The following is a 13009-nucleotide window of genomic DNA, read 5'->3' as shown; positions in this document are numbered from 1 at the left end:
ACTATTTTTGGTATCGGCGTGTAGTCCATTTATTTTAGCTTGATCAGGGATATATGTGGCAAAAACAAAAAAAAGATAGTGTAATTACCAATCTAGCCTTATTATTGGCAGTACCAGGTGTAGGTGTAGCGATCGCTGTCAATTCTATGGTAGCAAATTTATTGATTTCTGCACCTGTCCACGCAGAACCTGAGAAGACGACTCCGGTTTTTTCTCTACCGTCAACAGTAGAAAGTGGTACTGTTGTTAAAATTGACGGTTCGATTAATTTCATAATTGTTAACCAAAGTCTCAAGGAAAACTTTGAAAAACAGTTTTCGGGAACTCAGGTAGAAATTGGCATCAATGGCAATGAAGATGCGGTAAAATCAGTCTTAGATGGTAGAATTGATATAGCTGCTCTTGGTCGCCAACTCACAGCCGCAGAAAAAGCCCAAGGTTTAGAACAGGTGCTGGTACGACGAGAAAAAATCGCCGTTGTTGTTGGTATGGATAATCCCTTCCAAGGTAGTTTGACAACAGAACAATTTGCGAAAATTTTCCGAGGAGAAATTACAGACTGGTCAGAAGTAGGCAACGCTAAAGGTAAAATTAGATTTATAGATCGTCCTTCCATTAGTGATACTCGCAATTCCTTTACCGAATATCCAGCTTTTAAGTCTGGTGAATTGCTGACAGGGGCTAATTCAGTGCAGATGATAGAAGATAGTACAACCGATATCATTAAAGAATTAGGTAAAGATGGTATCAGCTACGTTTTAGCAAATCAGGTTTCTCGACTCCAAGATGTACGAGTATTAAAAGTTCAGAATTACTTACCAGATAATCCTAAATATCCCTTTTCCCAGTCGTTTGTTTACGTTTATAAACAAAATCCCAGTCCTAAAGTAGCAGGTTTTCTCGGTTTTGTGGTCGCCAAACCAGGACAAGAATCCATAAAAGCTGCAAGAGACGCGGAATCACTGGCTATTGCGGCTAGTGCTTTGCAAACCTTTACCTCAGAGGTTATTACCCCAACAACAACCCCAACAACAACTCCAATAGTAACCCCAACAGCAGTTACTCAAAATCCATCTTTACCACCTATACCAGCAAACCTAGTCACACCGGCTGTAACCGAGACTGGAGGGGAAACACAGTTGATAAATCCTTTGGATAATCCCTCAATGATTACCAAAAATCTGCGATTTTTCCTGTTATTACCTTTATTACTCATTGCTGGTTTAAGCAGCTTTTTACCTTTGTGGTTGAGAAGAAAAAAACGACTGCTAAATCAAACCAACGATTCTATCCCAGAAGAGATTCCTACTACTACTGTATCAGATGCAGAGGCGATCGCATCAATTACCAATAATCATCATAATGGCCACAACGGTACAAATCACTATCAAGAAGACATCTCCCTAGAAGTAACCGCAATCAACAACGTAGCCACAATAGATATACCACAAACATCTACCCCCAGTCATCAAACACCGGCAATCAATGACATTGAATTAGACTATGGTGAAGTAGTTTGGGATACAGAAGATCCGGTAATTGTTGTTAATAATCACTATCCCCAAATCCCCAATAGACAGCAACCCCAAATTGATGCAGACATATCCACCGACGAATTTACCAACTCCCTATTAGAACCACCAGCCCCAGCACTTACTAAAAATATTACATCCTTATCAGAGTTACTCGGTATAACTCCGTCCCCAATTCAGGAAGATCATAGTATATCTCTCTCAGAACTCCTGGATACACCTCCAGCCCCAATTCAGGAGGATCATACCTTATCAGAAATCCTGGATACACCACCTACAGTAGTCAACCAACCACCCGAAGAAGAAAATTTATTAGATGACCTACCATCAGAATTAGGAGAGGCTTTAAACGCCATAGATAGTGAGACTCAGCATAACACATCCGCACAGGCGATCGCAGAAGAAATATTACCTACGCCATTGCCACCCACAGCTACAGATGAAGATATAGCCATAGAATTAGATGCAGAGATAGAAGCCTGGACTAATATTAATCAAATCAATGTAGATGGAAATACCAGAATTATCTTCACTCCCCGCACTCCCAAATGGGCTTATGTCTCTTGGTACATTTCTGCAAATCATCTCCAAACATTACAAAATCAAGGTTTTACCATTTTAGTAGTGCGTCTTTATGATGTTACTAATTTGGATATCAGCTATCAACGTCCTCAGTTAGTGCAAGAATATGAATGCGAAACCGCAATCTATGATCGTTATATACCTATTCCCCAAGGTGAACGGGACTACATGACAGAAATCGGTTATCTAACTCCAGAAAATCGGTGGTTATGTCTAGCACGTTCTGGTACAGTGCGTATTTTCAGTCGTCCCTGTGCAGACTTCTGGTTTGTCGTTGACGCAGAATTAGTGATTCACGGTGCAACAGAACAAGGTGCAACTGTCACTATTGACGGACAAAAAGTTAACATCAAACCTGATGGTACATTTAAACTAACTATTCCTTTTGTTGATAACTTAGTTGATTATCAAATGACAGCTATTTCCGCCAATAAAGAAGATACTAAAACTATTCAGAAGAAGTTTTCCCAAGAATGAAAAAGTAGGTAATAGGTGACAGGTGACAGGTGACAGGTGACAGGGAGGAGAAATTCTTCTTTCTTCTTTCTAAACTCCTGACTCCTGACTCCTGATTCCTGATTCCTGATTCCTGACTGGGCGCAGGCCCTGCGCCCCTACTATTCTTCTATAATTGGGGTGCGTAAATCTTCTACCAACGCCTGAATTTCGGCGGGTGGGGGTGGTGTTAATCGAGAAACTATGAGGGTGACAATAAAATTAATAATCATCCCTAAAGTCCCGATTCCTTCAGCAGAAACACCAAAAAACCATGGGGTCATACCACCAAATTTTACGCCGACAATGTAGATAATTGTAAATATCAAACCTGTTAACATTCCCGCAATCGCACCTTCTGAATTAGTGCGTTTATCGAAAATTCCCAGGAATATGACCGGGAAGAAACTTGCAGCCGCTAAACCAAAAGCAAAAGCGACAACTTCACTCACAAATCCCGGTGGATTTACTCCAAAATATCCAGCTAAAACAAGGGCAAAACCAACGACAACCCGCCCCACAAATACCCGTTTTTCTTCTGAAGCGTTGGAATCAAAAATGCGATAATAAACATCATGGGCGACAGAACTAGAAATTACTAATAATAACCCAGAGGCTGTAGATAAAGCAGCAGCTAAACCACCAGCGGCAACTAAAGCAATTACCCAAGGGGCAAGATTAGCAACTTCTGGAGTAGAAAGCACAATGATATCTTTATCAATTGTAATTTCGTTGGTTTCGCTATTAGGTGTTAACTGCAAACGTCCATCTTTGTTCTTATCTTCAAAAGCTAGGAGTTTGGTTTTTTCCCACTTATTTGCCCAATCTAATTGCTGTACTTCCACAAGTGTTTTATTATGCAAAGAAGTAATTAGATTATAACGAGAAAACATCCCAACTGCGGGGGCTGTGGTGTAGAGAATGGCGATAAATAATAATGCCCAACCAGCAGAAAAACGGGCTGCACGAACACTTTTAACTGTGTAAAATCGGACAATAATATGGGGTAAACCAGCAGTTCCTACCATCAAAGCAATAGTGATGAAAAGAACATCCAACATTGACTTATTGGCAAAAGGTTGGGTATATTCTTTAAAGCCTAAATCAAGTTGAATGAGGTTGAGTTTATCGGCGATATCACTAGTAGTAAAAGCTAATTGGGGAATAGGATTACCTGTGAGTTTGTAGGCGATCGCGATCGCGGGAATCAAATATGCGAAAATCAATACAAAATACTGGGCTACTTGTGTCCAAGTAATGCCTTTCATACCTCCCAAAACCGCAAAAAAGCCGACAATGATCATGCCAATGATCACACCAGTATTCACGTCTACTTGTAAAAAGCGGCTAAAGACAATTCCCACCCCCCGCATTTGTCCAGCAACGTAGGTGAGAGACACAAAAATGGCGGCAATGACTGCCACCAAACGGGCTATATTGGAATAATAGCGATCGCCGACAAAATCAGGTACAGTATATTTACCAAATTTCCGCAAATAAGGCGCTAATAATAATGCTAGTAAAACATAGCCACCAGTCCAACCCATCAAATAAATCGAACCGTCATATCCCAAAAACGAAATTAACCCCGCCATGGAAATAAACGAAGCCGCAGACATCCAATCAGCAGCCGTAGCCGCACCATTGGCAATTGAAGGTATTCCCTGACCGGCAATAAAAAAGTCTTTAGTATTTTCTACACGCGATCGCCAACCAATGTAAATGTAAACTAGAAAAGAAAGTCCAACTAAGATAATCGTCCAAATTTCAACTGACACAGTTTCTCCTCACTTTTTGGTATTATATTTGCGGTCTAATTTGTCCATTTGGAAAGCGTAAGTAAAAATCAATACAACAAAAACCAAAATTGATCCTTGTTGCGCCATCCAAAAACCAAAGGGAACACCAAAAAACCGAATTGCATTTAATGGTTGAACCAACAAAATACTAAAAACCAGGGAGACTAAAGCCCAAACAATTAAAAGATTCCGAATTAATGTTGTATTAGCACGCCAATAAGCGCGACGCTGATCTTCGTCCATTTTTCTTTTATCATCATTGCCTCACAGATAATATCAGTAAGCCGATATAATATCGTCTGATTTTGGCGATTTCTTTGTTAAGTTTTCTATACTGAGAATATCATCTCTCACATCCAGAAAATCCCGATTCAGACAATAAGAATTAAAAGATTAACCGAATAATTAGTTATATAATCCTGTTAATCTTTAAATCCTGTACTTCGACTATGGCTTCGCCACGCAGGCTATCGCTCAGTAACCAAAAATCCTAATTCAGAAAATATTAATCATGTCTTTAAACTTACCGACAAAAGCATATTTCTGTAAAACTAACCTAAATATCTATGATTCTCCTGAATGTATCCGTTTAGCAACCCAAGCCGCAACAGGACGACATTTACGAATAACATCAAATCATCAAGATACCGCCATTGCAGTTTGTTTATGTGAAGATGACTATCCAGGATGGTTATCTGTTCAAGATTGGCAATTTCTCCAACCAGCAGAAACAGAATATCAACCCCAAGATATATCAGCAATAGACATTCAACAACAAATACCCGCAGTTATCGCTTTTACTCAAACCGCAAAACAACAAGATAATTATTACCTTTGGGGTGGGACAGTTGCACCTAATTATGATTGTTCAGGTTTAATGCAAGCAGCGTTTAAATCTGTAGGTGTTTGGCTACCTAGAGACGCTTATCAACAAGAAGCTTTTACTCAACCAGTTGATATGACTGAATTACAACCCGGAGATCTCATCTTTTTTGGCACTCCCCAAAAAGCAACTCATGTGGGCTTATATTTAGGTAATGGTTGCTATATCCACAGTTCGGGAAAAGAACAAGGACGCAACGGTATTGGTATTGACCAACTTTCGGAACAAGGTGACACCGTTAGTCAGTCTTATTATCAACAATTACGCGGTGCTGGTAGAGTTGTGAAAAGTTATGTTGGTAATTGACAATTGACAATTGACAATTAACTTCTTTGGCGTTGCTGAATTAGGGTATGAAATTCAAAAATCAATGATTTCAAACTCTTACTCTCTGTAGACTCTGCGCCTCTGCGTGAAACAAAATCATACTCTTAATCAGCAACGCCACTTCTTTTAATTCTTCCTTCCTGACTCCTAACATAATATCCTATGCCCAATTACCAATTACCAATTATTAACCCTTCGACTACGCTCAGGGCAAATCACCAATCACCCATTACCAATCACCAATTACCAGATGTATCAGTAGTTGTACCCATAAAAGATGAGGTAGAAAGTTTACCTTTATTACTAGAAGCAATTTCTTCTACTCTCACAGCTAATGAGTTGAGTTATGAAATTATCTGTGTAGATGATGGTTCTAGTGATGGTTCGGCGGAATTTCTCAAAGAACAAGCCCAAATTCGCACTGATTTAAAAGCGGTAATTTTGCGGCGTAACTATGGACAAACTGCGGCTATGTCTGCTGGCTTTAATTATGCTACAGCCAAAGTAATTGTAACTTTAGATGCTGATTTGCAAAATGATCCTGCGGATATTCCCATGTTATTAGCAAAGCTAGAAGAAGGTTATGATTTAGTCAGTGGTTGGCGGCAAAATCGCCAAGATGGGGCAGTGAATCGGTTGCTTCCTTCTAAAATCGCCAATTGGTTAATTCGTGGGGCTACAAGCGTTTATATCCATGATTATGGTTGTTCTCTCAAAGCTTATCGGGCGGAATTGGTTGCAGATATGAATCTTTACGGGGAATTACACCGCTTTTTACCTGCATTGGCATATATTGAAGGAGCGAGAATTACAGAAATCCCTGTCAGTCATCATGCGCGGCGTTTTGGCCAAAGTAAATATGGCATATCACGGACATTCCGAGTATTGATGGATTTATTAACTATTCTGTTTATGAAAAAGTTCCTCACCCGTCCTATGCACGTTTTTGGGTTGTTGGGATTAATTTCTATGGTTTCTGGGCTGGGGATAGCCATTTATTTGACTTTCCTGAAATTGGTGTGGGCGGAAATGATTGGCAATCGCCCTTTGTTGATTTTAGCGGTGTTGTTGCTAGTAACAGGGGTTCAGTTGTTTTGCTTCGGTCTTTTGGCAGAATTACTAATGCGGACTTATCATGAATCTCAAGGACGGCCAATATATCGGGTGCGGGAAGTTGTGGCAAAAAATGTTAAGTAACGTAACAATAGAGAAATAATACTTTTAGCATTATTGCATCTGCCGTGAAAGCTTTTGATACTTTTGACGCTGATCTGCGGAAAAACCTACTGATGTTATTTGCAGCGGGTTTGTTTTTTTGGTCAGGTTTGGCTTCATTATTGCCTACCTTACCTTTATATATTGAACATATTGGAGCTACCAAGCAAGAAATTGGCATTGTTATGGGTAGCTTTGCCATTGGGATGTTACTATTTCGACCACAAATGGGCGCTTTAGCAGATAGGCGGGGTCGAAAAATCGTATTATTGATTGGAATGTCCGTGGCAGCGATCGCCCCTTTTGGATATTTATTTGTAAAATCAATTATACCCCTGATGGTGATTCGTTCTTTTCATGGTATTAGTATCGCTGCTTTTGCCACAGCTTATATTTCCCTAGTGGGAGATTTAGCACCAGAAAACCGTCGAGGTGAAGTTGTTGGTTACATGAGTTTAGTTAATCCTCTCGGTGTAGCAATTGGTCCAGCCATAGGTGGATTCTTACAAGAACTCGCAGGTTATACGCCATTATTTCTTTCATCTGCGACTTTAGGTTTTCTGGGTTTATTATGTATCATCCCCATTGTCAATCCACCAGTTGTCATCAAACCAATTAACAGCAAAAATGATAACTTTTGGCAACTACTCACTAGTCCTCGTGTGCGGATTCCTGCCATTGTCTTATTACTAAGTGGTTTAACTTTAGGTAGTTTGCATACTTTCATCTCCCTATTCATTAAATCAACGGGAGTAGACTTAAATGCAGGTTTCTTTTTTACCGCTGCGGCTATATCCAGTTTTAGTTGTAGATTAGTAACTGGTAAAGCTTCAGATCGATATGGACGTGGTTTATTTGTCACCATGAGTCTGATAGCTTACACCCTTTCTATGATCTGCATTTGGCAAGCAAATACTCCTTTTATGTTCTTATTAGGAGCATTGATGGAAGGTGCAGCTTCTGGTACACTAATTCCCATGATTTCTGTATTGATGACAGATAGGGCTTTACCCCATGAACGAGGCCGGATATTTGGTGCTTCTTTGATGGGATTTGATATTGGTTTAGCGATCGCCAGTCCGATTTTTGGTACATTTGCCGAAACACTCGGTTATCGCAGTATGTTTGGTTTTACCACAGGTTTAACAATCCTCGCAATGATAATTTTTCTGACCCAATCTAGCCGTAATATCCCCCAATCTGTGCGTTTTGCCTTTGGTCGTGCCGAAGATATCTATGCTGTGAAATAATATCGAACAAATTTAAATATCCATAATCCAGAACCTTTGTAGAGACGCTTCATGGAACGTCTCTACAATTTTTTCAGCCAGCCCTATTTACTTTCTCTGTACCCGATATAGATAATATCTTTCACTGTCCACCCATGATCTTTCAAAATTTTTAATGGGAACAATCTTTAAATCATTGTCAGTTGCTTTCAGTTCTTGATGTAAAATAAGCAAAATTTTGTTTTCATATTTTTGATTCTTTAAAAGCAAACTAACTTGTTTTAATATCTCACTTTGATCAACATCTTTACGTCCTTTTTTAAATAAAGTAAAACTTCCCATATTTTGCAATTCAGGATAATAAAACTTACGATTGAGATACCCTGACAACGCCGCCATATTTGCATCTCGACTAGCAACAATAAATTCATCTTCTAGTTGAGATTGGCGAATGTATTGGATTGTTTCACGACTAGCAGAATAGGGAATAACTAAATCTCTAGTAAATCCATAAATCCCTCCCAAAAATTGCATATAAAGAATAGCCATAAAGATTCTATAATGCCAGTTTTTGCCAAATTCAAGTGTTTTATTGGGAATAATAAATTTATTGTCTAAAAAGCTAGATTCTTGATAGTAACTTCCTAGCCATAACGCAGCCACAAAAACTAAATAAAAATGCCCAAAATGCCGAGGACTTGAACCCGAAAATCTCAAATATGCAAATGTAAGAATTTCTAAAGTCCCTAAGATGTAAAAAAAGAGAGGAACAGGCTTTTTAGATAATTTAAATACAGTTATAATAGCTACAAAGAGGGCAATTACGGCACAAACAATTAAATCTAACCATCTTTTATGTGTAGGGATTATTAAAAAATAACCACCAAATAATCTGCCTATACTTCTCAATAAATGGCGGATATCTAGTTTAACAGACCATCCACCATTTAATCCTCCATGCAGATAACTATCAGTTGGCGGAATAATAATATTTATTGCTAAAATAAAACAAAATACAATAATAGCGGCACTTATCAGCAAATCGTATTTTTTATCTTTGTTAAGATATTCTTGACGATGTTCACGATCAAAACAAAATTCAAATCCTAATGTTAATAACAAAGCAAATGATATAAATAAGGCATAAGCATTACTATTTGCCATTAACCCTAATAAAATTGCTAGGATAATATAAGTTTTTTTTCTAGATGAAAAAACTGCACAAAACGCAAAAATAAACAACATCCCAAAGGCATAGTTACGAGAAATTAAGAGATATTCATAAAATGGGAGATAGCCAAATGAAAAAAGGAATTTTTGTCTATAATCAAATGGACTTTTTAAGCAAAAAATAGCAACAGAAGAAATTGCTAAACCTAAATGAAATAGTTGCATGATTATAGGATTATCAGCAATACTTCTTAATAATGCTAGAGAGAAATACCACAGAACTGGATGACCTTCATAACGAATATTTCCGATTAAATTTTGCCAAGATTCACTGTCTCTGATAATCAACCAGGGATTGAGTTCATCTCTCCACATTGAATGGTTGAGAATACCGATAAAACCAAGAATAGAAAATACAATTATAATTAACCAAGGAGAACCCAAGATTAATCTCGAAGTAGGATTAATTATTTTTTTGGCGAACATTGTTTATAAAATTAAGGTGTTGAACTCAGAATCAACACTTTTGAAATCTAGAGTTCTTAAAGAGAGTATATTATTAAAGTGTAAGTTAAGTTCGAGTTATTACCTTAATGTTCAAAGTCAATGGGGTTTATTATTCAAAAATTGTCAGTTATTCACTCCATATTACTAAAAATGCACAAACTCCAAAAAAGGAACTTGTGCATTTAAAATAATAAAACGGGCGAGGAGGGATTCGAACCCCCGACACCGTGGTCCGTAGCCACGTGCTCTAGTCCACTGAGCTACACACCCTTGACCCACGAGTTTTATAATAGCACACACTTTCCCAATGACGCAAGATAATTTTTCAAATTCTTCTCAACTAACTCATCTGGATGCCCAGGGAGAAGCTCAAATGGTTGATGTATCAGGCAAAGTAGCCACTATTCGCCAAGCTGTAGCCACTGGCAAGGTGCGGATGTTACCTGAGACATTTGCCGCTATTCAAGCCGGTAACACTCCCAAAGGTGACGTTTTAGCAACTGCGAGGTTAGCAGGAATCATGGCTGCTAAACAGACAGCTAATTTAATTCCTCTCTGTCACCCCTTACCCTTGCAGAAAATCACCGTTGAGATTATCCCCGATGCCAAACTACCTGGTTATCAAATTGATGCTACTGTGAAAACTAAAGCGGAAACAGGTGTAGAAATGGAAGCTTTAACAGCGGTATCTATTGCTGCTTTAACTTTATACGATATGGCTAAAGCCTTAGAAAAAACGATTCAAATAGAAGCGATTCATTTAGTTAGTAAAACAGGTGGAAAGTCTGGGAATTGGGGATAGTTGACATTTGTTGAATAAATCAGTACACTGTTATTTGTTAGGATATTTGCCGTACATTGTGTAGAGGCTATCATGACTCATACAGAGGCTAAAAACAGCCAAGAAAAATCCTTGCGTTCTAAATCAGAAAGACTAGAAGCCCGTGTCAGTCAAGAAAATAAGGAATTGTTTCAACGTGCGGCCGATATTCAGGGAAGAACGCTCACAGATTTTGTAGTTAGCAGTCTTGTCAGTGCTGCAAACCAGATTATTCAGGAAAATGAAATCATGGTTTTAAGCAGAAAAGACCAAGAAGTTTTTGTAGAAGCACTGCTTAATCCACCAAAACCCAGTGCAAAATTACGGCTTGCGGCTCAACGTTATAAAAACAATATGGGTGTATAAGTGCAGTTAACAGATAATTTTGATGCTTTTGAGAATTATTTAATAGAGCCGCTAGGAAAAAAGCATAACCGGGCGGCTTTTTGTTGTGGTGTTGATCAACTAGATAAATATTTTCAAGAACAAGCTGGACAAGATGCACGTAAGTATATAGCAGCCCCATTCGTTTTAGTCGAAAAAAATTCTGGTTTTATCGCAGGTTATTATACATTATCATCAACAAGTATTAAACTAGGAGAATTGCCTATAGAAATAATTAAAAAACTGAAACTGCCAAAATATCCTCAACTTCCAGCAACACTTTTAGGTAGATTAGCTGTTGATAAAAATCATCGTCAAAAAGGTTTAGGGGAAATGTTATTAATGGATGCCTTATATCGTAGTTTCCACAATGAAATTGCGACAATTGCAGTAGTTGTTGATGCTAAAGATGATAAAGCCCGTTCTTTTTATGAACATTATCAATTTATTGGCTTTCCTGATTATTCTCATCGGCTGTTTTTGATGATGGAAACGATCGCTAAGATGAGCAATTCAGATTAAATAAATTTACTCAAAAACTACGGTTCTATTTCCATAAACTAAAACGCGATTTCGTAAATGCAATCTTACCGCCCTAGCTAATACAATTCTTTCTAAATCTTTACCTTTTCTAATTAAATCATTTACCTCATCTCGATGACTTACCCGCACTACATCTTGTTCAATAATTGGTCCTGCATCTAAGTCAGCCGTAGCATAATGGGCTGTTGCACCAATAATTTTTACCCCTCTTTCAAAAGCCCGATGATAGGGATTAGCACCAATAAATGCTGGTAAAAATGAGTGATGAATATTAATAATTTGTGGGAATTTTTCAATAAAATCGGCGCTAACTATTTGCATATATTTTGCTAAAACTACTAAATCAATTTTGTATTGATGTAGTAATTCTAATTGTTTAGCTTCCTGTTCTTGTTTATTATCTTTAGTAATAGGTATATAATGGTAATCAATGCCAAATTGTTCAACTACTGGTTGTAAATGGGGATGATTACTAATAATTAAGGGAATTTCTGCATTAAATTCTTTAGCGCGATATCTCCAGATTAAATCATAGAAACAATGATCTTGACGACTTACCCAAATAGCAATTCGGGGAAGAGTATCAGAAAAGTGTAATTCCCATTTTGCATTTAAAGGTTGGGCGATCGCATTAAAAGCAGGTGCAATTAAATCTTTGGGTAAATTAAATCCTTTTAATTGCCATTCTATGCGAGTTAGAAATAGTCCAGCCTCAAAATCTGTATGCTGATCTGCATGATTAATATTACCACCATTAGCATAGATGAAATTGGCAATTTTTGCTACTAATCCTCTTTGATCTGGACAAGAAATTAATAAGGTTGCTGTTTGTTTTGTCATAAAATTTTTCAAGGTTAGATATTAGATTTAGCTTTTATTCTCATTTCTGCATTAATTATTTGTGGGAGTTGGAGAAGGAAGACTAGGTAATGATTGTATATCAGTTTTTTCTTCTATTTGTTGCCATTCTGATATGTCTCGATTAACTGCATTAACAAAATCCTTAGAAACTAATAATAAGTTCATATTTTGATTAGGATCAGCTTGAGCATATAAAAATTGATTATTAAAATCACCTTTACCTAAAATCAATTGATGACTTTGTTGATTTTTCAGTTTAACATCTATAGTCGCCACAGGTTTATCTAAACCAAATTCTGATAATTCAGTAGGTAAAACTGATACTGTTCTTTCGCTTTTTCCCTTAACTAATAAATCCATTAAATAAGAAACAATTGCATCATTCGCTAGTGTTGATATGGGAGATTTGATTTCCCATTGGGGTTTTTCAGAGGTATTCCTCTTTTCTAGTTGCAATATTGTATCTTTAATGTTAATAGTTAAAGATTGGACATCTTCAGCGGTAAAATCAAAGATCTTCTGCTTTTGGGCGTTGATTTCTGTTTGCTGAATTTTGCCTTTGATCTCATAAAAGTAGACAAAACCACCTAAACCAAGGGCTAGAAGTATTAAAATTACAGTTGTTTTTGGCAATTTCATATTGATAGTTAATTAATAAAATC

At 37.5% G+C, this 13009-nt stretch carries 12 protein-coding genes and 1 tRNA gene; 7 read left to right on the top strand and 6 right to left on the bottom strand.

Annotation, left to right across the window (positions count from 1 at the left end; genetic code table 11):
• The first annotated feature begins 53 nt into the window (after window positions 1-53).
• Window positions 54-2591 carry a substrate-binding domain-containing protein gene (locus tag FJR04_RS08730; protein WP_168493674.1) on the top strand — a complete coding sequence of 846 codons (2538 nt, stop codon included), beginning with the start codon at window positions 54-56 and terminating at the stop codon, window positions 2589-2591.
• Between the two features lie 140 nt (window positions 2592-2731).
• Here FJR04_RS08730 and FJR04_RS08725 read toward each other — a convergent pair whose 3' ends face one another.
• Both FJR04_RS08725 and FJR04_RS08720 read right to left on the bottom strand, forming a co-directional pair.
• A complete protein-coding gene (locus tag FJR04_RS08725; protein ID WP_168493672.1) occupies window positions 2732-4387 on the bottom strand; it encodes a sodium:solute symporter family protein in 1656 nt (551 codons plus the stop codon).
• A 9-nt stretch (window positions 4388-4396) separates the two neighbouring features.
• Entirely contained in the window at window positions 4397-4651 is a 255-nt protein-coding gene (locus FJR04_RS08720) for a DUF4212 domain-containing protein (protein WP_016949821.1), read from the bottom strand.
• Window positions 4652-4919: 268 nt separating this feature from the next.
• Between FJR04_RS08720 and FJR04_RS08715 the strand changes: the two genes are divergently transcribed.
• The 3 genes from FJR04_RS08715 (at window position 4920) to FJR04_RS08705 (ending at window position 8083) form a co-directional block, all read left to right on the top strand.
• The gene (locus tag FJR04_RS08715; RefSeq protein WP_168493670.1) at window positions 4920-5597 is read left to right on the top strand and encodes a C40 family peptidase; all 678 of its coding nucleotides are present in this window, start codon (window positions 4920-4922) and stop codon (window positions 5595-5597) included.
• Between the two features lie 183 nt (window positions 5598-5780).
• Window positions 5781-6815 (top strand): glycosyltransferase family 2 protein, encoded by a 1035-nt coding sequence (locus tag FJR04_RS08710; RefSeq protein WP_217359268.1) that lies wholly within the window; start codon window positions 5781-5783, stop codon window positions 6813-6815.
• A gap of 44 nt (window positions 6816-6859) precedes the next feature.
• Window positions 6860-8083: an MFS transporter gene (locus FJR04_RS08705; protein ID WP_168493667.1), complete on the top strand. Its 1224-nt coding sequence runs from the start codon at window positions 6860-6862 to the stop codon at window positions 8081-8083.
• A gap of 87 nt (window positions 8084-8170) precedes the next feature.
• Here FJR04_RS08705 and FJR04_RS08700 read toward each other — a convergent pair whose 3' ends face one another.
• Together FJR04_RS08700 and FJR04_RS08695 are read right to left on the bottom strand one after the other, a co-directional pair.
• Entirely contained in the window at window positions 8171-9718 is a 1548-nt protein-coding gene (locus FJR04_RS08700) for a hypothetical protein (RefSeq protein WP_168493666.1), read from the bottom strand.
• Between the two features lie 217 nt (window positions 9719-9935).
• Window positions 9936-10009 (bottom strand) — tRNA-Arg (locus FJR04_RS08695).
• Window positions 10010-10046: 37 nt separating this feature from the next.
• Here FJR04_RS08695 and moaC point away from each other — a divergent pair.
• From moaC to FJR04_RS26620, 3 genes are all read left to right on the top strand, one after another.
• Window positions 10047-10541, top strand: coding sequence for a cyclic pyranopterin monophosphate synthase MoaC (gene moaC, locus FJR04_RS08690; protein WP_168493664.1), 495 nt, complete (start codon window positions 10047-10049; stop codon window positions 10539-10541).
• A 72-nt stretch (window positions 10542-10613) separates the two neighbouring features.
• A complete protein-coding gene (locus tag FJR04_RS08685; protein WP_168493662.1) occupies window positions 10614-10925 on the top strand; it encodes a DUF1778 domain-containing protein in 312 nt (103 codons plus the stop codon).
• Complete coding sequence (locus tag FJR04_RS26620; protein ID WP_168493660.1) at window positions 10926-11465, top strand: GNAT family N-acetyltransferase; 540 nt, start codon at window positions 10926-10928, stop codon at window positions 11463-11465.
• Between the two features lie 6 nt (window positions 11466-11471).
• Here FJR04_RS26620 and purU read toward each other — a convergent pair whose 3' ends face one another.
• Entirely contained in the window at window positions 11472-12326 is an 855-nt protein-coding gene (gene purU / locus FJR04_RS08675) for a formyltetrahydrofolate deformylase (RefSeq protein WP_168493658.1), read from the bottom strand.
• A gap of 51 nt (window positions 12327-12377) precedes the next feature.
• Complete coding sequence (locus FJR04_RS08670) at window positions 12378-12986, bottom strand: DUF4340 domain-containing protein (RefSeq protein ID WP_168493655.1); 609 nt, start codon at window positions 12984-12986, stop codon at window positions 12378-12380.
• Window positions 12987-13009: the final 23 nt, after the last annotated feature.

The organism is Anabaena sp. UHCC 0204 (assembly GCF_009711975.1).
GTDB lineage: Bacteria > Cyanobacteriota > Cyanobacteriia > Cyanobacteriales > Nostocaceae > Dolichospermum.
Note: the sequence above shows the minus strand (reverse complement) of the source record. Positions and strands in the feature narration are given on the sequence as shown.